The 26657-nt window shown below is 46.2% G+C and carries 20 protein-coding genes; 6 read left to right on the forward strand and 14 right to left on the reverse strand.

Going from position 1 to position 26657, the window contains the following annotated elements; all coding sequences use genetic code 11:
• Positions 1-25 precede the first annotated feature (25 nt).
• On the reverse strand, positions 26-490 hold the full coding sequence (gene gpt / locus Pcarn_RS10565; protein WP_261833833.1) for a xanthine phosphoribosyltransferase: 465 nt from the start codon (positions 488-490) through the stop codon (positions 26-28).
• A gap of 27 nt (positions 491-517) precedes the next feature.
• Complete coding sequence (locus Pcarn_RS10570) at positions 518-1810, reverse strand: NCS2 family permease (RefSeq protein ID WP_261833834.1); 1293 nt, start codon at positions 1808-1810, stop codon at positions 518-520.
• 980 nt (positions 1811-2790) lie between these two features.
• Here Pcarn_RS10570 and Pcarn_RS10575 point away from each other — a divergent pair.
• Positions 2791-4263 carry an aminoacyl-histidine dipeptidase gene (locus tag Pcarn_RS10575; RefSeq protein WP_261833835.1) on the forward strand — a complete coding sequence of 491 codons (1473 nt, stop codon included), beginning with the start codon at positions 2791-2793 and terminating at the stop codon, positions 4261-4263.
• 66 nt (positions 4264-4329) lie between these two features.
• Here the strand turns inward: Pcarn_RS10575 and Pcarn_RS10580 are convergent, their stop codons facing one another.
• Positions 4330-4866: a DUF3332 domain-containing protein gene (locus Pcarn_RS10580; RefSeq protein ID WP_261833836.1), complete on the reverse strand. Its 537-nt coding sequence runs from the start codon at positions 4864-4866 to the stop codon at positions 4330-4332.
• A gap of 717 nt (positions 4867-5583) precedes the next feature.
• On the opposite strand from Pcarn_RS10580, the gene Pcarn_RS10585 reads away from it, so the two are divergent.
• Positions 5584-7593 (forward strand): PhoX family protein, encoded by a 2010-nt coding sequence (locus tag Pcarn_RS10585; protein ID WP_261833837.1) that lies wholly within the window; start codon positions 5584-5586, stop codon positions 7591-7593.
• A gap of 116 nt (positions 7594-7709) precedes the next feature.
• On the opposite strand, the gene purL is transcribed toward Pcarn_RS10585, so the two are convergent.
• Entirely contained in the window at positions 7710-11603 is a 3894-nt protein-coding gene (purL, locus tag Pcarn_RS10590) for a phosphoribosylformylglycinamidine synthase (protein ID WP_261833838.1), read from the reverse strand.
• Between the two features lie 294 nt (positions 11604-11897).
• On the opposite strand from purL, the gene mltF reads away from it, so the two are divergent.
• Together mltF and Pcarn_RS10600 are read left to right on the forward strand one after the other, a co-directional pair.
• Entirely contained in the window at positions 11898-13382 is a 1485-nt protein-coding gene (mltF, locus tag Pcarn_RS10595; protein WP_261833839.1) for a membrane-bound lytic murein transglycosylase MltF, read from the forward strand.
• A gap of 209 nt (positions 13383-13591) precedes the next feature.
• A complete protein-coding gene (locus Pcarn_RS10600; protein ID WP_261833840.1) occupies positions 13592-13723 on the forward strand; it encodes a hypothetical protein in 132 nt (43 codons plus the stop codon).
• A 42-nt stretch (positions 13724-13765) separates the two neighbouring features.
• Here the strand turns inward: Pcarn_RS10600 and tadA are convergent, their stop codons facing one another.
• Both tadA and Pcarn_RS10610 read right to left on the reverse strand, forming a co-directional pair.
• Complete coding sequence (gene tadA, locus Pcarn_RS10605; RefSeq protein WP_261833841.1) at positions 13766-14287, reverse strand: tRNA adenosine(34) deaminase TadA; 522 nt, start codon at positions 14285-14287, stop codon at positions 13766-13768.
• Entirely contained in the window at positions 14277-15158 is an 882-nt protein-coding gene (locus tag Pcarn_RS10610) for a LysR family transcriptional regulator (RefSeq protein ID WP_261833842.1), read from the reverse strand. The genes tadA and Pcarn_RS10610 overlap by 11 nt, the downstream gene beginning before the upstream one ends.
• A gap of 162 nt (positions 15159-15320) precedes the next feature.
• Between Pcarn_RS10610 and Pcarn_RS10615 the strand changes: the two genes are divergently transcribed.
• Together Pcarn_RS10615 and fghA are read left to right on the forward strand one after the other, a co-directional pair.
• On the forward strand, positions 15321-16445 hold the full coding sequence (locus Pcarn_RS10615) for an S-(hydroxymethyl)glutathione dehydrogenase/class III alcohol dehydrogenase (protein ID WP_315972678.1): 1125 nt from the start codon (positions 15321-15323) through the stop codon (positions 16443-16445).
• Positions 16446-16506: 61 nt separating this feature from the next.
• Positions 16507-17352, forward strand: a complete 846-nt coding sequence (gene fghA, locus Pcarn_RS10620; protein WP_261835673.1) for an S-formylglutathione hydrolase — start codon at positions 16507-16509, stop codon at positions 17350-17352.
• Between the two features lie 55 nt (positions 17353-17407).
• Here fghA and Pcarn_RS10625 read toward each other — a convergent pair whose 3' ends face one another.
• The 8 genes from Pcarn_RS10625 to Pcarn_RS10660 all read right to left on the reverse strand — a co-directional run bounded on the left by Pcarn_RS10625 (position 17408) and on the right by Pcarn_RS10660 (position 26420).
• On the reverse strand, positions 17408-18964 hold the full coding sequence (locus Pcarn_RS10625; protein ID WP_261833843.1) for an AbgT family transporter: 1557 nt from the start codon (positions 18962-18964) through the stop codon (positions 17408-17410).
• Positions 18965-19228: 264 nt separating this feature from the next.
• Positions 19229-19594, reverse strand: a complete 366-nt coding sequence (locus tag Pcarn_RS10630; protein WP_261833844.1) for a type II secretion system protein — start codon at positions 19592-19594, stop codon at positions 19229-19231.
• The gene (locus Pcarn_RS10635; protein WP_261833845.1) at positions 19584-20402 is read right to left on the reverse strand and encodes a hypothetical protein; all 819 of its coding nucleotides are present in this window, start codon (positions 20400-20402) and stop codon (positions 19584-19586) included. The genes Pcarn_RS10630 and Pcarn_RS10635 overlap by 11 nt, the downstream gene beginning before the upstream one ends.
• A 22-nt stretch (positions 20403-20424) precedes the next feature.
• A complete protein-coding gene (locus Pcarn_RS10640; RefSeq protein ID WP_261833846.1) occupies positions 20425-20958 on the reverse strand; it encodes a prepilin-type N-terminal cleavage/methylation domain-containing protein in 534 nt (177 codons plus the stop codon).
• Positions 20945-21412 carry a prepilin-type N-terminal cleavage/methylation domain-containing protein gene (locus tag Pcarn_RS10645; RefSeq protein WP_261833847.1) on the reverse strand — a complete coding sequence of 156 codons (468 nt, stop codon included), beginning with the start codon at positions 21410-21412 and terminating at the stop codon, positions 20945-20947. The genes Pcarn_RS10640 and Pcarn_RS10645 overlap by 14 nt, the downstream gene beginning before the upstream one ends.
• 160 nt (positions 21413-21572) lie before the next feature.
• Positions 21573-22715 carry a molecular chaperone DnaJ gene (dnaJ, locus tag Pcarn_RS10650; RefSeq protein ID WP_261833848.1) on the reverse strand — a complete coding sequence of 381 codons (1143 nt, stop codon included), beginning with the start codon at positions 22713-22715 and terminating at the stop codon, positions 21573-21575.
• 289 nt (positions 22716-23004) lie between these two features.
• Complete coding sequence (gene dnaK / locus Pcarn_RS10655; protein ID WP_261833849.1) at positions 23005-24921, reverse strand: molecular chaperone DnaK; 1917 nt, start codon at positions 24919-24921, stop codon at positions 23005-23007.
• A gap of 236 nt (positions 24922-25157) precedes the next feature.
• Positions 25158-26420: a dicarboxylate/amino acid:cation symporter gene (locus Pcarn_RS10660; RefSeq protein ID WP_261833850.1), complete on the reverse strand. Its 1263-nt coding sequence runs from the start codon at positions 26418-26420 to the stop codon at positions 25158-25160.
• Positions 26421-26657: the final 237 nt, after the last annotated feature.

A 26657-nucleotide genomic window follows, 5' to 3' on the forward strand; every position in this document is an offset into this window, starting at 1 on the left:
TTTGAAAAGTTATACTACTTGGGTATTACTTGCGCTTGCGATTGATTGGCTCAACAAAAGAAAGCTGCATATCCCATGGCTGCTCGATCCAAGTTTCTTGTTCAATATCAACCACATAGTCATCAAGTAGGTCCGCACCAGAAGGCTTAGCACATACAGCGATAAGCTTAGCTTTTGGATACATTTCACGTAGTTTACGCGCAGTATCACCGCTATCTACTAGGTCTTCTACGATTAGGAAGCCTTCACCGTCACCCTCAGGAGCTTTAACAACCGTCATATCACGCTGATGATCATGGTCATAGCTAGAGATACAGATAGTATCTACGTAACGAATACCCAGTTCACGCGCTAGGATAGCAGCAGGAACAAGGCCACCACGACTCACACCCCAGATGCCTTTCCATTGTTCTGCAGGCATTTGACGAGCAGCTAGCTCACGGCAATTTTTTTGCATCTCGTCCCAGGTGATAACGTATTTTTTTGGCATAACTTGCGACCTTTTTAATTGACTGGATTAACCAGCCAAAACGAATTTCAGGATAAAGACAGCAGACATTACCCACACACTTAGTGACACCTCACGGCCCTTACCACTTAGCAGCTTGATAGCAGCGTAAGAGATAAAGCCAAGAGCGATACCTTCAGCAATAGAGAAAGTCAGAGGCATTAGTAGACAGGTTACTACTACTGGAGCAGCTTCAGTAATGTCACTCCAATCGATGCCAACTAGGCCAGAAAGCATAAGGATAGCTACATAGAATAGCGCACCTGCTGTCGCGTATGCCGGAATCATACCCGCTAATGGTGAAAACAGCAAAGCCAGTAGGAAAAGAGCGCCAACAGTTACAGCAGTAAGACCTGTACGGCCACCTGCAGCAACACCCGCAGTAGACTCTACATAAGAGGTAGTGTTTGACGTACCTAGTAGTGCACCCACTGAAGTTGCTGTTGAGTCAGCTAGAAGCGCCTTGTTTAGGCGAGGCAGTTTGCCATCTTCTTTAATTAGGTTTGCCTTAGATGCGACACCTACTAGGGTGCCTGCAGTATCGAAAAGGTCAACGAATAGGAAAGCGAATACGATAGAGATCATGCCTACTTCAAACAGACCAGAGAAGTCTAGTTGCATGAAGGTCGGCGCTACGCTTGGTGGCGCAGAGATGATGCCATTGTATTGAACATCACCGAAGATAAGACCCAGAACTGTAACCGCTAGGATAGCGATCATTACCGCTCCGCGAACGCCACGCTGAACTAGTGCAATAGTGATGAAGAAACCAAGGGATGCCAGCACAGCAGGAACAGAAGTGATATCACCAAGAGATACAAAGGTCGCTGGGTTATCAACAACGATGCCCGCATTTTTAAGACCGATGAAAGCTAGGAATAGACCGATACCAGCTGAGATACCTGTGCGTAGAGAAAGAGGGATTGAGTTGATGATCCACTCGCGAACGCGGAACAAGCTCAATAGAATGAACAACACACCAGATACAAATACAGCAGCTAGAGCAACCTGCCACGTATGACCCATACCTAAAACTACCGCGTAGGTAAAGAAGGCGTTTAGACCCATGCCTGGCGCTTGAGCAATAGGATAGTTAGCGTAGAAACCCATGATGAAACAGCCAATTGCTGCTGCCAAACAGGTAGCAACGAATACTGCACCGTGGTCCATACCAGCGTCAGATAGCATAGCTGGGTTAACAAAGATGATGTAGGCCATTGTCAGGAAGGTAGTCATACCTGCAATGATCTCAGTGCGTACGGTAGTACCGTTTTCACTTAGTTTGAATAGCTTCTCGAGCATTGTTCAATTCCTAAAAAAATGTAAAAGTAAACGTTTGCGTATGGAATTGGGCGGAATTATAGTGAGTAAAATCACGAAATACTATACTGTTTTCTCTCTTTATCTCCTCAAAACCCTCTTCTATATCAGACAAGCCGTGCCACAAAACTCATAACCTATTGTTTTAAAAGTGGTTAATTAATTTATACACTTTGAAATATAACGGCTATTTTTTGCTCTTGTTCTAAAGTTACATATCCTATATCCGCTTTTATGACCCGTACAAAGTGTGAAATAGAGCAGTTAATATAGGAATTGTGATAAACAAGTTAGAGTTGCAGTAATCAGACTGGGAATATGTAGTGGCTAGGCGGATAGCAGGCAAAAAAAAGCCGCTCCAAAAATGGGCGGCTACTAAAAAAGTAATAAATTTCCAAACATAAGAGGGGTGAACCGGAGTTCAATCACATGCTTAATGACCCGGGGTTAGTGAGTCTACGATTCAAGTGATGACGACACTTCAAAGAAACATCATCTAAAACACACTTAAACGCTTAACATTAAGTCATAATAAACAATAACTTAACGCCAAAATTCAGCATTAACACAAAAGAAAAAACATACACTGTTAGGCGGTGTAGTCTCCTTCTGTATTCGACAATGAGATACTAAATCAGCTGTAATTAAATTACAAGCCATTTTACGCAAAAGGCTAAAAAGATGCTTTTTTAAGCTAATATTGGTAATTAATTTTCAGCCTCGAAATATTTGTTGCATATGCGACCACAAAAAACGGCTTACCTTTTTATCTACTCACTTCACTAATTGGTCCTTTTAACTGTGATATTGTGACCGCCGCAGAATAGGACTCACAAAGCACAAGCTTGGCGTGCCACAATATTGTGAAATAAGTCTGAGCAATGCTATCCTGCCTCTGACTATCAAATACCTTAAGGTATTCAGAATAATTACATTCCCCGCGAGCATGAAGGAGTATCGCCATGTCGCAATTTTTGACTGAAATTACTCGCCAAAGCGCTAACCCGATTTGGCCACTGTTTGACAAAATTTGCTCTATCCCGCATCCATCTAAACACGAGCAAGCCCTTTCCGATTACATTGTTTCTTGGGCTGAAGCTAAAGGCCTAGCAGTAAAAGCTGACGAAGTGGGTAACCTAATCATCAAGAAACCTGCAACTCTAGGCATGGAAGATCGCAAAGGCGTGGTGCTTCAAGCACACATCGACATGGTTCCTCAGAAAAACGAAGATACCGAACACGACTTTACCCTAGACCCAATCAAACCATATATCGATGGTGAATGGGTTACGGCTACCGGCACTACTCTTGGTGCTGACAACGGTATTGGCATGGCCTCTTGCCTTGCAGTTCTTGGTTCAGATGACGTTGCACACGGTCCACTTGAAGTACTTCTTACTATTGATGAAGAAGCAGGCATGACAGGTGCGTTTGGCCTTAAAGAAGGTCTACTTGAAGGTGAAATCCTACTAAACACTGACTCTGAACAAGAGGGTGAGGTTTACATGGGTTGTGCTGGTGGCGTTGACGCAGGTTTCACATTCGACATCGAGCGTGAGCAAGCAGCAAGCGGAAACGTAAACAAAAAGCTTATCATCAAGGGCCTGAAAGGCGGTCACTCTGGCTGTGATATTCACACTGGTCGCGCAAACGCGAACAAGCTTGTTGCACGCTTCCTAGCCGGTCACGCTGAAGAGCTTGGCATTCAACTAACCGAGATCCGTGGTGGTAGCCTACGTAACGCCATCCCTCGTGAAGCCTTTGTTAGCCTTTCTCTGCCAGAGCAGAATGTTGCTGAACTTGAGCGTTTGTTCTCTCTATATACTGAAATGGTTAAGACTGAGCTAGCAGCTATCGAAACCGGCCTAGTTAGCTTTATCGAAGACGTTGATACTGACGCACAGGTATTTACTAAAGAGTCTCAAACCAAGCTTATCGCTGCGCTAAACGCATGTCCAAACGGCGTTATCCGTATGAGCGATGACATTGAAGGCGTAGTAGAGACCTCTCTAAACCTTGGTGTTATTACTACTGAAGAAAACTCAGTAGCGGCGCTATGCCTGATTCGCTCACTGATCGACTCGGGTCGCTCTCAAGTTGAAAGCATGCTGCGTTCTGTTGCGACTCTTGCAGGCGCTAACATCGAATTCTCTGGTGCTTACCCTGGTTGGAAGCCAGACGCAAACTCAGAAATCATGGCTATCTTCCGTGACATGTACCAAGAGATCTATGGCCACAAGCCAAACATCATGGTAATCCACGCAGGCCTTGAGTGCGGTCTATTCAAAGAACCGTATCCAAACATGGACATGGTATCGTTCGGTCCAACCATCAAGTTCCCCCACTCTCCTGATGAGAAAGTGAAGATCGATACCGTTGATCTGTTCTGGGAGCAAATGGTAGCTCTACTTAAGCATATCCCTACTAAGGCATAAGCTTTTATATAGATACAAAAATGCCGAGCAACTTGCTCGGCATTTTTTATGGATTCCAGTTAAGAATTAAGCCTTAGTCGCTTGCATCTCTTCTAGTTGACCAATAGTGGTTTCAGATACTAGCTCACCGTTGTAGTAGTAAGAAACGTTGTCGCCATCACGAACACCAGTAACAACCGCTTTATCGCCATTGTTATAAGTGATGTTCATTTGAATAGTGTTTTCATCGATAGCTTCAAACGTGCTCTTCTCAACTTCACGCATTGTGATTGGGTCAACTGGTGCATCAGTCAATGATGGGTCGAGATCATCGTTGATGTTCATCATTGTCTTAGTCTTAGTATCGAAGATGTGTGGCTTACCGTTGATTGGGTTTTTACCCGTCCAGAATTCAAGTGAGTTGAAGATCAATGCATCCACAGCGACTGTAAGTGCGTAAACCGGCGCAAGTAGCATGTTTACACCACCACGAGCATAACGGTTATCTACCACCTCAAGGTTAAACTTCATTACGTAACCTGTAACGGCGTTACTACCGATACAACCTGACAACGAAGCTGCAACAACCGCTAGACCAACTGCTTTCATGCAAAACTTTTTCATAGAATGAGCCCTTTTTATATTCTGATAACAAAGCTGATTTGCCTTTGATAAAATAGCCTAATTTCAATCATTTACAATTAAATGACTGAACTGGATTGCAAATTTATTGTCAAAGAGGGCTTTTTTACTGCAAAGCATCCATGCCGCCAATAAATACAATCTACATCAAAAGGTTAGATGAATATTTACAGATCACAACATTATTAAACAAGATTTCATCACAAAGCCGTTACACATCAAAACCGCTCTCAACTCATTCATATCAAAGATAAAATACCGCCATTTCAATGAATCGCTATTATAGGGTTTGTAGTGAAATTGTGACTTTAGAAGGTGTGGTGTTCTTATTAGTTCGCTCCCCTCTCTTTCTTGCTTTAGGTCGAAATCGATAAATAGAAACCCCTTCCCTAATTTAATCACCTCTATTGATCAGCAGCAGTTTACGTGATTAAGAAACGACTGACGGTGTGTGAGCTCATATGCATTCACAGAGCGCTATTTTTTTAGAATTAAAGTATAAACTCACAAATCGTTACCATTCTCATTAATTTAAATACAAATTAAATAGTTCTTTAACATTTGCTTGGTAAAAACCTTTTTCCTATTAAAAACAACAACTAAACGTTCATCCTAATACATAAGGTTTTCACTATGAGTAAATGCACTACATCACATGAGATCTATAATAAGAGCGAACAAACTCCACTCTCGGAGATAATGTCAAAAGCCTACTCTCGACGTGCCGTTCTGAAAGGAACCGGCGGCGTAATGGCCGTTGGCGCACTTAGCTCAGTTGGATTGACGGGCTGTGGCTCAGATGAAACAAGTAATGAGTTGACCAATAGAGTGACTTCTCTAGGGTTTGAATCGGTAAGCGCGCAAGGTAAGGACGCGTTTACTGTGCCTGAAGGCTATTTTGCTCAAGTACTCGCACCTTGGGGCACGCGACTCTTTTCACATGATGTACAAACAGGCACACCGATACAGTTTTTTCAGCAAGACGGTTCCAATACGGCATTAGACCAATTGAATTCAACAGGTCAGATGCACGATGGCATACATTACTATCCGTTAAACGATGCGGAAGGGATTCTCTGCATAAACCATGAGTTCATCATGCAAGATACCCTGCATGAGGAAGGCTTTGATACCAACGACACCGACAATTTTGGTCGCCGTCTGGCGGAGTATGTCCGTAAAGAGTACTACGCACACGGTGTATCCGTAGTCCATGTAAGGCTGGAAAACAGTGTTTGGAATGTGGTGCTAGACAGCCAATACAATCGTCGCGTACACACAGCAACCGAAATGGAAGTAACAGGTGCGATAGCTGACAATGACCTTCTTACCACCAAGTTTACCGCTGAAACAGGCAAGCCCAATGCCACACACGGAACCTTCAATAACTGTGGTAATGGATTTACACCATGGGGTACCTATCTGACCTGTGAAGAAAACTGGACAGGGGCGTTTACCACTGAAGATGATATTGACCCTGTGCGTGAGCGCTATGGAATCCAAAAAAATAACATCATGTTCAGCTACAACTGGCAAACTGCACCAGTAGAGGAAGAGCAATTCCCTGGTGAATTCAAACGCTGGGACCTCACAGCTAAAGGTGGCTCAGCTGAAGAAGACTTCCGAAACTTCGATGCAGGTTATGGTTATATCGTCGAGATCGATCCGTTTTCACCTAATGCTATGCCAGCAAAACGCTCATCACTGGGCCGCTTCCGTCATGAAGACTGTAGCTACGCAACTCCGATAGCAGGTAAACCTCTGGTGTTTTACAGCGGGCATGATGGCAAATTTGAATACGTGTATAAGTTTGTTTCTGAAGCTCTATGGGATGAAAAAGATGCGAACAGAAACCTAGGTCATGATGCCGACCGCATGGCCATCGGTGCCAAATATATGGACAAGGGTACCCTGTATGTGGCGCGCTTTGATGAAAACGGTAAAGGCGTTTGGTTGCCTTTGACCGAAGAAGCCGTTGCTATGAACGGTCAAACACTGGGCGAGCTGATAGGTACGCAAGCTGAAATTATCCGCAATACCTTAGGAGCTGCCGATGAAATGGGTGCTACTCCAATGGACCGCCCTGAATGGACAGCCGTGGATTACAGCACAGGCTTTGTATATCTTTCTCTGACCAACAACGATAACCGTGAACAAGGTAACTCGGCAAACCCACGCCCTTACAACGAATACGGCCATATCGTTCGCTGGAAAGAGGGCGAAACGGATACTGAGTTCAACTGGGAGATCTTTGTGTTTGGTTCTTCTTCAGAAGCCGATACTTCATCTATTAACCTATCGGGTCTGACTGAAGAGAATGAGTTCGGCTCAGCGGATGGAATCTGTTTTGACCAGCGTGGCATCTTTTGGTTACAAACCGATGGTGGTGGTACAGATGTCGATGTAGACGACCAGATTCTGGCGGTCATTCCAAACAATCTCGAATCCCCTGCTCATGGTGAACCTGTTATCAATATGAACAACCAAGAGCAACTGAAGCGTTTTGCCGTTGCACCACAGGGCGCTGAGTCAACCGGAATCACCTTTACCCCAGATTTCCGCCATATGTTTACCAATGTTCAACACCCAACAAACTGGCCACATTCCGCTTTGGATGCATCGGTCGAAACCCCAAGCGGTGAGACTTGGCGACCTCGCTCAAGCACAGTAGTCATCTCTCGCTACGACGGTGGCAAGCTCGGCGAATAAACCAAAATCAGCCCCTTTAGTTCAGAATAAAAGGGGCTAAAAAAGTGATTATCAAACTTCACCCATAAAAAAGGCGCTTCAATCGAAGCGCCTTTGATATATCTAGAATCTAGCTATTAGCCGATGTTCTTACGTGCGTTACGGAACATACGCATCCAAGCAGAATCTTCACCCCAAGACTCAGGAGCCCAAGAGTTCGCTACTGTTCTAAATACGCGCTCTGGGTGAGGCATCATGATGGTCACGCGACCGTCATTAGTAGTTAGACCGGTAATCGCATTTGGAGAACCGTTCGGGTTGTTTGGATACTGCTGAGTAGCGTTACCGTTGTTGTCTACATAACGAACCGCTACTGTGCCTGATGCTTCAATCGCATTTAGGTGGTCAGCATCGCGAACCTCTACGCGGCCTTCGCCGTGAGAAACTGCAATTGGCATACGAGAACCTGCCATGCCGTCGAAGAATACAGAGTCAGACTTCTGAACTTCAACCAAGCTGAAGCGAGCTTCGAAGCGCTCAGATTCGTTGCGAACAAAACGAGGCCATAGGTCAGCACCTGGGATAAGCTCTTTCAGGTTAGATAGCATCTGACAGCCGTTACACACACCTAGAGAGAAGGTGTCTTCGCGCTTAAAGAAGCCTTCGAACTGGTCGCGAGCCTGTGCGTTGAACAGAATAGACTTAGCCCAACCTTCACCAGCACCTAGTACGTCACCGTAAGAGAAGCCACCACAAGCCACTAGGCCTTGGTATTCATCAAGCACAGCTTGGCCAGTCAGGATGTCGCTCATGTGGATGTCTACAGATTCGAAACCAGCACGGTCGAATGCTGCCGCCATCTCAACGTGCGAGTTAACGCCCTGCTCACGCAGGATAGCCATCTTAGGCTTAGCACCTGTCGCAATGTATGGCGCTGCTACGTCTTCGTTTACATCGAAAGTAAGCTCAACATTCAGACCTGGGTCTGTGTTGTCTTTCTTAGCTTCGAACTCTTGGTCTGCACACGCTGGGTTATCACGCAGTGCCTGCATCTTATGAGTAGTTTCAGCCCAGATAGTGCGAAGCTCAGTACGAGAACGCTCAACCAGTGCGTTGCCGTTAGCGAAGATAGCAAACTCGTCACTCGCTTCTACGCTACCGATTACGTGAGAACAAGCCTCTAGGCCTTTCGCTGCAAGTACAGCTTTAACTGCTTCTAGGTCGTCGTTCTTAACCTGAACAACTGCACCTAGCTCTTCGTTGAATAGCGATGCTAGTGCATCTTCACCAAGGTCAGAGATATCTGCCTTAACGCCACAGTGACCAGCGAATGCCATCTCAGCTAGGGTTACTAGTAGACCCCCATCGCCTTTATCGTGGTAAGCAACTAGCTTGTCATCACGAACTAGGGTTTGCATTGCATCGAAGAAGCCTTTTAGCTGCTCTGCGTTATCAACGTCAGCTGGCTTATCACCAAGTTGCTTGTATACCTGTGCTAGAGCTGTTGCACCCAGACGGTTTTGACCATTACCTAGGTCAACAAGAACTAGAGAAGAATCGCCTTTGTCTGTGCGAAGCTGTGGAGTCACAGTCTTACGTACATCTTCAACACGACCAAACGCAGTGATAACTAGAGAAAGCGGAGAGGTTACTTCTTTATCTTCACCGTTCTCGTTCCACTTGGTCTTCATAGACATTGAGTCTTTACCCACAGGGATAGTCAGACCAAGCGCAGGACATAGCTCTTCACCTACCGCTTTAACTGCTTCGTATAGGCCTGCATCTTCACCTGGGTGACCTGCTGGAGACATCCAGTTTGCAGATAGCTTAATGCGTTTGATATCGCCGATATCTGTACCCGCGATGTTAGTCAGAGACTCACCTACCGCTAGGCGCGCTGAGGCACCGAAGTCTAGAAGAGCAACTGGAGTGCGCTCACCCATAGACATAGCTTCACCATGGTAAGTGTCATAGCTTGCTGCGGTTACCGCGCAGTTTGCTACTGGCACCTGCCAAGGACCAACCATCTGATCGCGAGCAACAAGACCTGTTACTGTGCGGTCACCGATAGTGATAAGGAAGGTCTTCTCAGCAACAGTTGGAAGGCGTAGAACGCGATCAACTGCTTCATTTAGCTCGATACCGTCACGTGCAATCGCTGGGCTATCAACCTTAAGGGTCTTAGCGTCACGGTGCATCTTAGGAGTCTTACCTAGCAAGATGTCCATTGGCATATCGATAGGCGTGTTGTCAAAGTGAGAATCGTCTAGAGTCAGTTGACGCTCCTCAGTTGCAATACCTACTACAGCATATGGAGCACGCTCACGCTTACAGATAGCATCGAATACTTCCATATTCTCTGGAGCAACCGCCATTACATAGCGCTCTTGAGATTCGTTACACCAGATCTCTAGTGGGCTCATGCCCGGCTCATCGTTTGGTACGTCACGTAGCTGGAATTTACCGCCACGTTCGCCGTCGTCTACCAGCTCTGGAAGTGCGTTAGAGATACCGCCCGCGCCCACATCGTGGATAAATGCGATTGGGTTCTCTTCGCCAAGCTGCCAACAACGGTCGATAACTTCCTGACAACGACGCTCCATCTCTGGGTTTTCACGCTGTACAGAAGCAAAGTCTAGATCTTCAGCTGATTGGCCAGAAGCCATTGAAGATGCAGCACCGCCACCAAGGCCGATGTTCATTGCAGGACCACCAAGTACGATAAGTTTCGCACCTACTGGGATCTCTTTCTTCTGAACGTGCTCGTCACGGATATTACCCATACCACCAGCGATCATGATTGGCTTGTGGTACCCACGGACCTCTTCACCTGCGTGAGAAGTTACCTTCTCTTCATAGGTACGGAAGTAACCTAGTAGGTTTGGACGACCAAATTCGTTGTTGAACGCCGCGCCACCTAGAGGACCTTCAAGCATGATATCTAGCGCGTTTACGATACGGCCAGGCTTACCAAAGTCAGTTTCCCAAGGCTGTTCAAAGCCAGGAATGCGAAGGTTAGACGTAGTGAAACCAACTAGACCCGCTTTTGGCTTACCACCGATACCGGTTGCGCCTTCGTCACGGATCTCACCACCAGAACCGGTAGAAGCACCAGGCCATGGAGAGATAGCAGTTGGGTGGTTATGCGTCTCAACCTTCATCAGGATGTGCGCATCTTCGTTGTGATAGTTGTATTGACGAGTCTCAGGGTCTGGGAAGAAACGACCTACTGTAGAACCTGTCATTACCGCTGCGTTATCTTTATAAGCAGAAAGAACGTGGTCTGGCGTAGTCTCGTAGGTGTTCTTGATCATCTTGAACAGAGACTTGTCTTGATCAACGCCGTCGATAGTCCAATCAGCGTTGAAGATCTTGTGACGACAGTGCTCAGAGTTCGCCTGTGCGAACATCATTAGCTCGATGTCGTTCGGGTTACGACCTAGAGTGTTAAAGCTCTCTACTAGGTAGTCAATTTCGTCTTCAGCTAGAGCAAGACCAAGAGAAACGTTCGCTTCTTCTAGTGCCTTGCGGCCGCCACCAAGCACATCCACTACTGTGTGTGGTGCTGGCTCTGCAACTGCGAATAGTGCGTCTACTGCGTCCAAGTCAGTGAAAACCGCTTCCATCATGCGGTCATGGATAAGTGCTTTAACTGCCTCAACCTGCTCGCCTGTTAGTTCAGCTTCTGATTCTACATAGTAAGCTGTACCACGCTCTAGACGCTTAACCTTGTCTAGACCACAGTTGTTCGCGATATCGGTCGATTTAGAAGACCATGGAGAGATAGTGCCCGGACGAGGAGTTACTAGAAGTAGAAGACCCTCAGGCTCGTGCTCTTCGATAGTTGGTCCGTAAGTCAGTAGCTTTTCAAGCTTAGTCAGTTCGGTCGCGTCTAGGTCTGAGGTTAGGTCTGCAAAATGCATAAACTCAGCATAGATTCCCGTCACTGGAAGCCCTTGCTCACGGCAAAGTTCTAGAAGTTTTTTAACACGAAACTCAGAAAGAGCTGGGGAGCCACGCAAAATTTTCATGTGCTTAGGTCTCTTAAATGATGGATTAAAAGTAACATTCCAATATTTTCAATGACTTACACTTAAATCATCGAGGATATTGCGATATTACCTAGCAATTTTGCGCGTATTATAGTGAATTTGTTTTGTGAAGTAACCAAAAAAGCAACCGTTTGCGCAAATTTTTGCGCAACACGATTTTGTACCCTTTTTCCCCTCCTTTGAGCGGTTTATCAAAACGCTTTCTCTTCCCCCTATGTTAGCCGTTTGATATAAAGTGAGGTTTTAGAAGAATAATCAGAGATTTCCAACGTCATGCCCAAGTCGGTGTTCACTAAATTTATACAGCTCACTGTTGCCCTATTGGCACTCGCTACCCTAGCCGGTTGCCAATATGAGATGGACTCCAAGAGCGAGCTTCAAAAGATCAAAGACAGAGGCGTGTTACGTGTTGGAACTCTGAACAACCAACTCTCCTACTATATCGGCCCCGACGGCCCTACCGGCCTTGAATACGATCTTGCGGTTCAATTTGCCAAAGAACTCGGGGTTCGCCTTGAGATCAAACCGGCCTACCGCCTATCCGAGCTCTTCCCTGCACTAAGAAATGGTGAGGTGGATATAGTGGCGGCGGGTCTTACCCAAGCACCGAATCGCGTAAAAGCATTTAGACCGGGGCCAGCCTACTATTACGTGAGCCAGCAGGTTGTGTATAAGAAAGGCACTTGGCGCCCCCGTAACCTTGAGCAGCTTATCGATAGCGGCGAGACGTTAACGGTAGTAAAAGGCTCTCACTTTGAACATACCCTAGCCGAGCTTTCAAAAACACACCCTGATATCAACTATGAAGTGACCGATGCCTATGACCTCAACGACCTGCTTAAGCAGGTCTCCGAGGGTAAGCGACTGTTCACCGTTTCAGATTCAATCGAACTGTCTCTAACCCAGCGCATCTATCCTGATATCGCTTTGGCATTTGAGCTAACTGAAGACCAACCAACCTCTTGGTTTATGCGCAAGACCAATGACGAAAGCCTGTATGCACTTGTTATTGAGTTCTTCGGCAATATCCAGCAAAACGGTGAGCTTCATCTTCTTGAAGAAAAATACCTTGGCCATATCCAAGATTTTGATTACGTAGATACTCGTGCTTTCGTTCGCGCTCTAGATAGCCGACTGCCAAAATGGGAAAACCTATTTAAGAAGTATGCAGATGAGTTCGACTGGCGCTTGGTAGCGGCCCTTGCTTATCAAGAGTCACACTGGAATCCAAATGCGAAATCGCCGACCGGTGTGCGCGGTATGATGATGCTAACCCTGCCAACCGCTGAAAGCGTTGGGGTAACCAACCGCTTAGACCCAGAGCAATCAGTTCGAGGTGGCGTGGATTATCTGCGCAAGATAGTAGGACGTATCCCAGATACCATCAACGAGCACGAGAAGATCTGGTTTGCTCTGGCTTCATACAACGTGGGTTATGGACACGTAATGGACGCTAGACGCATCACCAAGGCACAAGGCGCCGATCCTAACCTGTGGAGTGATGTCAAAGAGCGATTACCTCTACTGCGTAAGAAAGGCTATTACGAATATACTCGCTATGGATACGCTCGTGGCGATGAGGCATTGAACTATGTTGAAAACATTCGTCGCTATTATCAAAGCATCATCGGCCATGTAGACAAACGCGACCATAAACAGGTAGAAACCAATACTGATGATCTGCTGGTGATTCACTCTGAAGACATCCCAGAGTCAGCAGCGCAAAGCACCGACGAGCAAGGGATAGAGCAGGAATAGTCATATTTTACGGTATGGTTCACATTTCATGTAACTTGTGCAATAACAAGCATTGAAAACGCCAACTGCGACCTATATATATTGGTTAATGACGAACAGGGGAGCCTTCCTCTGTTGTTGATCATATATCAGTAACAATCTTGTTCTATATATGGTGAGTCAGCGTAAGAAATTACGCCAAACAACGTAGTTACATAGGAGATAGTTCGTTGAAACACAGAAGAAAGCTGTCCAAGAAATTGGCACAAAAAACTGTTTCAGCTAACCGTCGTAAGCGCATGCTATCCAACAACAAGAAAAAGGTTCTTGGGCGCAACCGAGCTTACTCTGCGGTAGCTTAAACCACGTAATGCAAACATTTGGCTCTCAAGCCGAATGTTTGCTTAAGAATCCCCTTCTCCACTCTGTTCTCTCTTTAACTGCTTTAACGCCTTTTGTTCTTTACGTCTTCGACGAAAGAAGGCCTGCAACTGCTCTCTGCACTCTTGCTCCATCAAGCCCGATTCGATAGTGGCATAGTGAAATGCAGCTTCACTCTCAAATAGATTCAGCACAGTTCCAGCCGCTCCTGCTTTTAGATCTGGCGCACCAAAAACGATACGTTTTACTCTGCTATGCAAAAGCGCACCTGCACACATAGGGCAAGGCTCAAGGGTGACATACAGCGTAGTATCTAGCAGGCGGTAATTTTCTAAGGCTTCTCCTGCTGCTCGCAGGGTCATGATCTCAGCATGGGCAGTCGCATCGTGAGTGCAGATGCTCTGATTCCAGCCACAAGCAATCTCTTCACCATCTTTGACCAATACCGCGCCTACAGGCACCTCTCCCTGCTCTTCTGCCTTAGATGCAAGCTCCATCGCTCGGCGCATAAACTTGTGGTCCAGTTCGCTAAAATTAGCTGTCATCTCTACTTAATGCCTCAGATAGATAATCGATCAGGGTACGCACCTTAGACGTTAGCATACGGTTTTGCGGATACAGTGCCCATATGCCCTCTTTATCCCCTCTATATGCAGTAAGAAGCTCAATGAGCTCGCCTGACTCTAGATAGGGCTGCACATAATAATCAGGAAGCTGCACAATTCCCAACCCTTTTAAGGCCGCATCCATCAAGGAATAGCCACTGTTGCATTGTAACCGTCCGTCCACATGGATAAGGCGCTCGCTGCCTGAATCGTCAAAGCGCCAATATTTATTGGACCCGCGCAGGCACTGATGACGCTTGAGCTCTGAAAGGGTATGTGGCTCACCATGCTTTTCGATATAGCTAGGACTGGCACACACGTATACATTTCTATCCCGAAGCTTTCTCGCCATCATAGAGGAGTCCTGCAAGCGTCCCAGACGTATTGCGAGATCGAATCCCTCTTGCACCAGATCGAGCTGCTGATTGGACAACACCAGATCCAGCTCTATCTGCGGATACTCGAGCAAAAACTCATGCATCAGAGGTGCAAGCACCTGCTCACCAAAGGTGACTGGAGCCGTTACCTTGATCTTGCCTTGCGGTGATGAGTGCAGCTGGTTGATCGCCAACTCAGCCAAGCCTAAACCCTCTACAAGAGGCTTACAGTGGTGGTAGTAGGTCGCACCCGCTTCAGTAACCGAGACCTTGCGCGTGGTGCGCACAAACAACTTAGAACCCAACCTCTGCTCTAAGGCATTCACTCGCCTACTGATATTCGCCACTGATGTGTTCAGTTTAGTTGCAGCGCCAGTAAAGCTCTCCGCCTCTACCACAGCAACGAACTCGTTAATCCCTTCCCAGTCAGCCATGCCCAATCACCATTATTACAAATTCGTAATAGTCTATTTCAAATTATATCAATTATCATTTCTTATCAGATAAATATACTAATCCTATCTAATGAAAACGCGCCAAAATCCACTAGTCTTAGAGGGCTTGGCCAAGATAAACACTCTCAAAAGGGAATCACCATGACTGAACAATTTATCAAATCGCGTGCAGCCGTAGCTTGGGGTCCAAACCAACCACTTAAGATGGAAGAAGTTGACGTTATGCTACCAAAAGCTGGCGAGGTACTGGTGCGTATCGTGGCAACTGGCGTTTGTCACACCGATGCCTTTACTCTTTCTGGTGATGATCCTGAGGGTATCTTCCCAAGCATCCTAGGCCATGAAGGTGGTGGTATTGTTGAGATGGTAGGTGAAGGTGTAACTAGCGTTGAAGTAGGCGACCACGTTATTCCACTATACACAGCAGAATGTGGTGAATGTAAGTTCTGTAAATCAGGTAAAACCAACCTTTGCCAAGCGGTTCGTGAAACCCAAGGTAAGGGCCTAATGCCAGACGGCACTACCCGCTTCTACAAAGACGGCGAGCCTATCTACCACTACATGGGTTGCTCAACCTTCTCTGAGTACACAGTACTGCCTGAGATCTCACTGGCTAAAGTGAATAAAGAAGCCCCTCTTGAAGAGGTCTGTCTACTTGGCTGTGGCGTAACTACAGGTATGGGCGCTGTACTTAACACCGCTAAGGTTCAAAAGGGCGATACTGTGGCTATCTTCGGTCTAGGCGGTATCGGTCTATCCGCGATTATCGGTGCACGCATGGCAGGTGCAAGCCGCATTATTGGCGTTGATATCAACGAGAGCAAATTTGAGCTAGCAACTCAGCTAGGCGCCACTGACCTAGTGAACCCTACGAAGTTCGACAAGCCTATCCAAGAGGTTATCGTTGAGATGACAGACGGTGGTGTAGATTACTCTTTCGAGTGTATCGGTAATGTCAACGTAATGCGTTCAGCGCTAGAGTGCTGTCACAAAGGTTGGGGTGAGTCGGTAATCATTGGTGTTGCTGGTGCAGGTCAAGAGATCTCTACTCGTCCATTCCAACTAGTAACCGGTCGCGTATGGCGTGGCAGTGCATTCGGTGGCGTTAAAGGTCGCTCTGAGCTTCCAGAGATCGTAGAACGCTACATGGCAGGTGAGTTTGGTCTACAAGAATTCATCACCCACACTATGCCCCTAGACGATATCAACGAAGCGTTTGAACTCATGCACAAGGGCGAAAGCATCCGTACCGTTATCCACTACTAATCGAATCCCGAAATAAAAGGTGTCAGCTATGCTGGCACCTTCTTTTTATCTAGGACAGACAATGACCATAGAAAACATTAGCCAAGCCAAGGTTCATGGTGGCTGGCACAAACAGTACACCCATGATTCAAAAGCGCTTGGGTGCAATATGCGCTTTGCTATCTTCTTACCACCACAAGCAAGTAGTGACAACCCAGTCCCCGTGCTTTACTGGCTATCTGGCCTAACCTGCACCGATGAGAACTTCATGCAAAAGGCTGCAGCATTTGAATCTGCAGCTAAGCTCGGCATAGCCATAGTTGCTCCAGATACTAGCCCTCGCGGTGATGGTGTGCCTGACGACCCTGACGGCGCATACGATTTTGGTCTAGGTGCTGGGTTTTATCTAAATGCCACCCAGAAACCATGGAAACAGCACTATCAGATGTATAGCTATGTTGTTGATGAGCTCCCTGCTCTAATTGAAAAGCACTTTCCAGTAAGCGATGTGCGCTCTATCTCAGGGCATAGCATGGGTGGACATGGAGCTCTGACTATTGGGCTTAAGAATCAAGATAGCTACCGTTCAATCTCTGCGTTTAGCCCGATAACCAACCCTATGGAGTGCCCTTGGGGTATCAAGGCGTTATCTAATTACCTTGGAGAAGATAAGGTTTCGTGGGAAGAGTATGACGCCTGTCGACTGCTGGCAAAGCATGGTTCTAAATTGCCAATTCTGGTTGACCAAGGTGACGCAGATGGCTTCTTAGAACAAGAGCTCAAACCAAATCACCTTATCGATGTTGCAGCCCAGCAATCACTGGATTTTGAGCTCAGGATGCAGACTGGTTACGACCACAGTTATTTCTTTATCCAGAGCTTTATCAGCGAGCATCTCGCCTTCCATGCCAAGCATCTGCTTAAATAATCCAGATAAAAAAACAGCCCGCAATTGCGGGCTGAATTATTTGAAATACTCGAACTTACATAGTGTAAGTATATGGTGCTGCGATACCTAGTGGGATACCAAGTGCCCAGTAAGCTAGTAGGAAGATAGTCCAACCAATTAGCATAGCGATAGAGAACGGCATCATTAGAGAAGCTAGAGTACCGATACCTGTCGACTTAACGTAGCGCTGACAGTAAACAACTACTAGTGGGAAGAACACCATTAGTGGAGAGATGATGTTAGATACAGAGTCACCTACACGGTACGCTGCTTGAGATAGCTCAGGAGAGATACCTACAGCCATTAGCATTGGAACTAGGATAGGACCGATAAGTGCCCACTTGGCCGATGCAGAACCTACTAGAAGGTTAACCATAGCAGTAAGAAGAATCATACCAACAACAGTAGCTTCACCTGGAAGGTTCATCGCTTTCAGGCCTTCAGCACCGTAAAGCGCTAGCATAGTACCGATGTTTGACTGACCGAATGCAACTAGGAACTGCGCACAGAAGAACGACATTACCATGTAAGCACCCATGGTGTTCATGGTGTCAGACATAGACTTAATTACGTCGTTGCTGCTCTTGAACTTACCAACCACGCGGCCGTAAACGATACCTGGGATGATAAATAGAATGAAGATCAGTGGAACGATTGACTGCATTACAGGTGCAGAGAACGCCGTGATTTCACCTTCTGGAGAACGCAGTGCTGAAGTCTCAGGGATAAGAGCCGCAACTAGAAGCGCGATACCTGCAACCATAGACCAACCAGCATATTTGAATGCTTTTGACTCTTGCTCAGTCATAGAGCCTAGGTCAGGTGCTTCTTCAGCATCTTGATCGATTGGAGTATTCGCTAGACGTGGTTCGATGATGCGCTCAGTTACAAACCAACCGATAGCAACGATGATCACTGAAGAAAGACCAGTGAAGAAGATGTTTGCTAGTGGGTTGACGATGTAGTCTGGGTCTAGAACGTTAGCTGAAGTCTGAGTAAAGCCCGCTAGTAGTGGGTCGATACCAGATGGAATGAAGTTAGCAGAGAAACCACCTGATACACCTGCGAACGCTGCTGCGATACCCGCTAGAGGGTGACGGCCTGCTGCGTGGAAGATGATACCACCTAGTGGGATAACCAGTACGTAACCCGCATCTGCAGCCGTGTGCGATACAATAGCTACTAGGATAAGCATTGGAGTAAGAAGCTTAGCTGGCGTAAAGTTCAGCATCTTCTTAAGGCCAGTGTTGATAAAGCCAGAAGAGTCAGCAACACCAACACCTAGCATAGCTACAAGTACGATACCCAGAGGAGCAAAGCCTGTGAATGTCGTTACCATGTTTGCTAGGAAGTGAGCCAAAGCATCACCGGTTAGCAGGTTAGTGATTTCTAGTGGAGCACCCGTACGAGGGTTAATCAGATCAAAAGAAACATTAGAAAGGATTGCTGAACAAACCCATACGATGATCAGTGCCCAGAAGAACAGGATTGCTGGATCAGGAATTTTGTTACCCGCTTTTTCGATTAGGTTCAAAAAGCGGTCCATACCACTCGTTTTCTGAGGAGGCAGGTTGGCTGCTTGATTGCTCATAGTTATACCGTGTTGTGAGTATTAGGTGTTTTTTTGTGTTAAATGGTTTTTCTTGTTTTTAGGGCGCGCATTTTACCCAATTTACAGTCAAAAAACAGAATCTAAGATTGCAAAATGTGGGTTGCGATAAGATTTTTCTATATCTGTAACAGATCAGAAACATACAGAAATACACTCACACGCAAGGCTTGCAACAAATATAAAACCTTACAATTACCAAACTGAACCATTTTTAACTCAGAAGAAAAGGACCATAAAACATCGTTAAAAAGCGATTAAGGCATTAAATGACATAATTCTTGGAATATTATGCGGATCAGTCCAACGAGCGGTCACAGTAATTTCGTTCCCCTTATGACCCTGCTCTGTAATAATTTCCTGAGTTATTTCCAAAAAACTTACTCCTGAAATCTCTCTTGGTATAAACAAAACACCATTCTGATATTGTTTTAGCCTAGCTAGAGTTAACCTATCTAATAGAGCCTGTCTCACCTCTATGAACTGATTCTGAGCGCGTATCTCTCTCTGGCTCCAAAGATTAAGCTCTATTAAAAACAGCGAGCTAGTTGCTAACACACTAGTGGCAATCAACACCTCCAACAAGCACAGTCCTTTTTGCTTACTCATCATGCCAACTCCACCGAGACCACCTCCTTGTAGCAAACCGAGTTAAGACTTTGGACATCACCACAGGATCAACTTGTGTATGAACAGTATCTACAGCAGCCCTTCCCGCTATCTGTAATCCGCCACTGATCTGGATATCCTCAATGACCGCCAGATCTTCAGATGCAAAACCTTGTGCGCCACTCGAAAAGTGAGACCAATCAGCACTGGTATTACTCGGAGCCATAACCAGCCCGCCTTCGAGGAGCGCGCTTCCTCTTATCCAGACTCTCCCTTGAGAGAACAACAACAGAAGAGGCTGATAAGAAGTAATGGCCTGCCAATCAGGCTCTGAAATCTCACAATCCCCTGAAATAGAGAGAGACTTTACCCCTAATTGCAATTGAGCCAACAAAGCATCACTGCAAGAGGCTGGGTCTAGACTGGTAATCTGGCCATCCAGCAGAGTAGCAAGCTCTTCTAGTGTTCGACCAAAGACAGATTCAATAGCGTCATCCGCATGAACCATTGCCATACCAGCACTATCTGAACCCAATTCAATTGTCTGGCTCACTTTAGCTTCATCTAGGCCGACACTAAGCTCTAGCCTATTCGCAGAAATGACTTGGCTATTAAAAACATAATCAATAGCGGTTTGGCATGGCTCCGAATCTGGAAAATGAAGAGCGAAACAGTTAAGGGCATTGTCTAGCTCAAGGTCTAACTGATTCCGGCTCAACATTAACCTATTTTGCCACTCCAAGCTTTGCGAGACTTGCTGAAGCAGGTACATAGAATAGATGCCCATCACCAGGGCCAAAGATAAGGTCATAACAAGCACTCCACCCTGACATTTAGTCACTGCGAGTTACTCCTTTTGGAACAACAAGAAGTGACTGACGATATGTCTCACTTTGTCCCTTAGGTCTCAATTCGTACTCAAGATTGAAGGCGTGACTCGCCACATCTGTCACCTCAAAGGCATCAACTGAGATGAGTTTGTCGTTGAGCATAGAGAAGTTACTCACCTCATCACATACGGAGGTAATTGATGAATAACTAGGACTAGAGTCGCGACATAGCTTGAGCTTATTGTCCTCAAGATGCACAGCGAGTCGTTCATAACCACTGTCTCCCAAATAGCTAACACCTATCCCTACAGGAATAACACTGCTCGCAGCTGACACTTTAAATCCAGCCCTAAAAAACTCAGTGCGAATCAACTCATTAATTTGTTGTGCCTGAAGCAGGAGCTGAACTCTTTTTAGCTCGGAAAGGGTTTGCTGATGAAGCCCCATTAAAAGTGAGCTTACTGAAAGTAATAGAAGAGATGAAATAGACAAGGTAATGGTCAGCTCAATCAGGCTGTACCCCTTAACAAGCGGCATAACCCAAGCTTCCGCGCACTGGTGAGCAGACCCGAATCCGCCCGCTAATTTGGTGGTAGATAACCTTGAGCTGTTCTCCTGTTTCAATGCTTAGCGTGATACTACCGTTTCCTAACACCCCGCCTCGGTAGCCATCGAAGTGTATGCTCTCTGAGGTCAGCTGTAGACTTACATCATTAATAGCGAAATAGGAAAAGGGATTCAGTCCCTCCGTATTGTCTGAAAGTTTAAAAACTGTGTTGGTCTGAGTTTGCTCAAAACTCAGCCACAGATCTTTTCTTTTCGCGTAAGCAAGAGAGTTGGCCGAGATCAAAGCTGAATAAACCTGACTGGTTGCAAGCTTTAGACGTTGCGAGTCATGGTAATTCGAATAGCTTTGTACTCCGATTAGGCTAAGTAGCCCTAAAACCGAAGTGACTGCAATGAGTTCAAGAAGCGTAAATCCCTGTTGCACTGCTCCCCCTATCTCTACAAACAAAGGACTTAATACAAGCTAGGCAATGAAAGGGCTAGGAGAGAGAATAGAGATCAAGGTTTGGATCTAGCTCGAAAAACTGGACTCCAGATACAACAAAGGCCAGCACTTGGCTGACCTTTGGGAAAGTTTTGACCTATTAGCTGGTTAGGTCGTCGAAGAATTTCTTCACACCATTGAAGAAGCCTTCAGATTTTGGCTTGTGCTTGTTAGCTGCATCACCGCCACAAGACTCTTCAAACTCACGCAGCAGTTCTTTTTGGCGAGAGCTTAGCTTCACAGGAGTCTCAACCACTAGCTTCACGATAAGATCGCCTTGAGGACCACCGCGAACGCCCTTCACACCCTTACCGCGCATGCGGAACATACGGCCAGTTTGTGTTTCAGAAGGAACCTTAAGGCTAACGCGGCCATCAAGGGTCGGTACTTCAACTTCACCGCCTAGAGCTGCCATCGCAAAGCTCACTGGTACTTCGCAATATAGGTTGCTGCCGTCACGCTCGAAGATGTGGTGCTCTTTTACATGAACCTGTACATATAGGTCGCCTGCTGGAGCGCCGTTTTCTCCCGCTTCACCCTCGCCAGATAGACGAATGCGATCGCCAGTATCCACACCTGCAGGGATCTTAACGCTAAGAGACTTAGTCTTATGTCTGCGACCTTCACCATGACACGCATCACAAGGGTCTTTGATGATCTGACCTTTACCATTACAGGTTGGACAGGTTTGTTGAACGGCAAAGAAGCCTTGACGCATCTGAACCTGACCATGGCCATGACAGGTAGAACAGGTTTCTACACCTGAGCCCTTCTTCGCACCAGAGCCTTCACACACATCACAGCTTACTAGAGTCGGTACTTCAATCTCTTTAGTGCAACCACGAACGGCTTCTTCTAGAGTCAGTTCCATGTTGTAACGTAGGTCTGCGCCACGCTGGGCACGTTGCTGACCACCGCCACGACGGCCGCCACCGAAGATATCACCAAACACATCACCGAAGATGTCACCAAAGTCTGCGCCACCGCCGCCGAAGCCGCCGCCACCCATACCACCTTGTTCAAAGGCAGCATGACCGTATTGGTCGTAAGTCGCACGCTTCTGGGAATCGGTAAGGATCTCGTACGCTTCTTTTACTTCTTTAAACTTCTCAGCCGCCGCATCGTCATCAGGGTTGCGATCTGGATGGTACTTCATCGCCAGGCGCTTGTACGCTTTCTTAATATCACGCTCGGAAGCATCTCTGCTTACACCTAGGATTTCGTAAAAATCACGTTTAGACATGTGTTTCGTCACCAATTTTGTACTGCAAACGGCTCCGCCGCTTGGTGTTTATATCGATATAGAGCAAGCCTAAAGCGTTAAGCTTATTAGCTGTAAGACTGCTCTATAGCGACAACGTCATTTACAAACAGACGGGCGTTTTGGTTTCCCGAAACGCCCGCATCAGAAGAAATATGCAGAAAACGATTCTGCTAAGCTATAGCGAGGTAAATTCAAGGAGAAGGCGCGCAGCTTACTCTCGTAAGTGAGCACCTTCGACGCAGAAGTTATCCGCTATAGCGACGAAGAATTATTTCTTGTCGTCTTTTACTTCTTCAAACTCAGCATCAACAACATCGTCGTCTTGCTTAGCTTGTTGACCAGCGTCAGCACCTTGTGCTTGCTGAGCTTGAGCTTGCTGCTGAGCAATCTCCATTAGCTTTTGAGCTGCAGTCATTAGAGCCTGAACTTTAGCGTCGATAGCTTCTTTGTCGTCGCCGTTCTTCGCTTCTTCTAGCTCTTTGATAGCCGCTTCGATCTTGTCTTTCTCTTCAGCTGGAAGTGCATCACCTGCTTCTTCAACTTGCTTGCGAGTACCGTGGATCATTTGGTCAGCTTGGTTACGTGCAGTTGCTAGCTCTTCGAACTTCTTGTCCGCTTCTTTGTTAGCTTCTGCTTCTTGTACCATCTTCTCGATGTCTTCATCGCTTAGACCGCCTGAAGCCTGGATAGTGATCTTCTGCTCTTTACCAGTGCTCTTGTCTTTCGCAGATACGTGCAGGATACCGTCCGCATCTAGGTCGAAAGTAACTTCGATCTGAGGCATACCGCGTGGTGCAGGCTGAATACCTTCTAGGTTGAATTGACCTAGAGACTTGTTGTACATCGCTTGCTTACGCTCACCTTGAAGAACGTGGATAGTTACCGCGCTCTGGTTGTCTTCTGCAGTAGAGAAAACTTGGTTCGCTTTAGTTGGGATAGTAGTGTTCTTCTCAACTAGCTTAGTCATTACGCCACCCATAGTCTCGATACCTAGAGACAGTGGAGTTACGTCTAGAAGAAGTACGTCTTTAACGTCACCAGCAAGTACACCACCTTGAACTGCAGCACCCATAGCTACTGCTTCATCAGGGTTAACGTCTTTACGTGGCTCTTTACCGAAGAACTCAGAAACCTTAGCTTGAACCATAGGCATACGAGTCTGACCACCTACTAGGATAACGTCAGTGATTTCGCCTACAGATAGGTCTGCGTCAGCTAGAGCAACTTTTAGTGGCTCAAGAGAACGTTGTACTAGGTCTTCAACTAGAGACTCAAGTTTTGCACGAGTCACTTTGATGTTCATGTGCTTAGGACCAGTCGCATCAGCCGTTACGTAAGGTAGGTTTACGTCAGTTTGCTGAGTAGAAGAAAGCTCAATCTTCGCTTTTTCTGCTGCTTCTTTAACACGTTGCATCGCTAGTGCGTCGTTCTTAAGATCGATACCTTGCTCTTTCTTAAACTCGTCAACTAGGTAGTTGATCATGCGGTTATCGAAGTCTTCACCACCAAGGTGAGTGTCACCGTTAGTTGCTAGAACTTCAAAAGTCTTCTCGCCTTCAACTTCGTCGATTTCGATGATAGAGATATCGAAAGTACCACCACCAAGGTCATAAACCGCGATAGTGCGGTCGCCGCCTGACTTGTCTAGACCGTATGCTAGAGCAGCCGCTGTTGGTTCGTTGATGATACGCTTAACTTCTAGACCTGCGATACGGCCAGCATCTTTAGTCGCTTGACGCTGTGCATCGTTGAAGTACGCAGGAACTGTGATAACTGCACCTGTTACTTCCTCACCTAGGAAGTCTTCAGCAGTTTTCTTCATTTTCTTAAGAACTTCAGCAGAAACCTGAGGAGCCGCCATTTGTTGGCCTTTCGCTTCAACCCAAGCATCACCGTTGTCAGCCTTAACGATCTTGTAAGGCATGATTTCGATGTCACGCTGAACTTCGTCGTCTTCAAAACGACGACCGATTAGACGCTTGATTGCAAATAGCGTGTTTTCTGGGTTAGTTACTGCCTGACGCTTAGCAGGCTGACCTACTAGTGTTTCGCCGTCTGTGTATGCAATTACAGATGCTGTAGTACGCTCACCTTCCGCGTTTTCGATTACACGTGGTTTTTCACCGTCTAGTACAGCTACACAAGAGTTGGTAGTACCTAAGTCAATACCAATGATTTTACCCATCTGGCTATCTCCAAGAATTTAATTATCTGTTTTCTATACCCCAATAAGTGGGGGTGTTTAACTTGGTTTCAACCCCAAGTTTGACAAATTTGTTAAAGCAGATTGAGCCATGTGGCTCGGTTATTGTTTGCTCTGACTGATAGATAAGGGCGGGAAATGAGGATTCAAGAGTAAGGCGAAAAAAAAATGAAAAAAAGCGAGGTTTTCACCTCGCCTTTTCAATCTTGAATACTGGATTAAGCCTTAGCTGTCTCTAGCTCAACCTCTTCCTCGATGCCGTTCTCAGACTTAGCAACGATAGTGTTCACCGCGGTATCACCCACTACGTTAGAAGAAGTACAGAACATATCGATGATACGGTCTACAGCTGCAACGATAGCTAGCGCTTCAGGTGGAAGACCTAGTTGGTGGATAAGCACACCGATCATCACAACGCCACCGCCTGGAACACCACCAGCACCGATAGACAGAAGCAGTACCATAAAGCCGATAGTCATCAGCTGAGAGGCTTCAATTGGCTGACCAAACGCGTTCGCTACGAATACGATAGCGATAGCGATGTAGATAGAAGCACCTGCCATGTTCATGGTTGCACCCAGCGGTACACCGAAACCAGCGATGGACTTAGATACGCCTAGCTTGTCAGTTAGGGTACGCATAGTTACTGGGATAGTTGCGTTCGAGCTTGCTGTTGATAGCGAGAATAGAACCTGTTCACGAACCGCACGAGAGAAAGTCTTTGGCGAGATACGCGCCATGATACCAACCATGGTTGGGTAGAATACAAAGATCCAGAAGGCTAGAACCGCTACTACTAGAGCTACGTAACCCGCAACAGACATAATAGTGTTCGAGTCTAGGGTTGCACCCAGTTGAATCATAAGAGCGAATACACCGTAAGGCGCTAGGCTCATTACAAGGCCGATAAGCTTCATCATTACGTCGTTAGCAACCTTGAATGCTTTAACAGCTGGGCCGCCTTTGTGGTCAAGAGCTTGGATAGCCAAACCTACGATGATCGCCATGAAGATGATCTGAAGCATGTCGCCATTAACAAACGCTTGGAACGGGTTGCTCGGTACGATGTTAACAACTAGAGAGAAGATATCTGGTGTTGTGGTTGCTGCTAGCTCAACAGTTTCAGTCACTGTACCCGCTAGATTTGCGCCTGCACCCGGTTGGAAAACCATACCGATTGCTAGAGCAACACTGATAGCAACAATGGTGTTTAGGATATAAAGCACGAATGTCTTACCGCCCAAACGACCGAAGGTCTTAATGTCTTTAAGTTCAACGATACCGCATACGATAGATACGAATACCAGTGGCACAACAAGCAGTTTGATCAAAGATACAAACATGCCGCCAACGCCTTCTGCTAAACCTAAAAGATAAACGTCAAAGATTGAGATGCCGTTTAGCAGGTATTGTATTGCCGTGCCAATAAATAAACCGGCAAACATGCCGATAAAAATTTTACTTGATAGTGATTTGTCCATCACATACTCCAATGTGTTTTGCTGTGTTTGTCCATTTTTATAATATTTATCGCTACCCTTCTGAGTAGTCGCAGGACATTCTACATATGGAGTGCATGACTCAAAATTTAACCCGCTATGATTTCGATCAATTTTCCAGATTATTATCTATTTAATTGCAATAAATCAGACACATGCTCCAGATTGATCTCAACATATGAAATTAATATCAGGTGATACATTTTGTAATAAGTTGAT

This window comes from Vibrio ishigakensis (assembly GCF_024347675.1).
GTDB classification, from domain to species: Bacteria; Pseudomonadota; Gammaproteobacteria; order Enterobacterales; family Vibrionaceae; genus Vibrio; species Vibrio ishigakensis.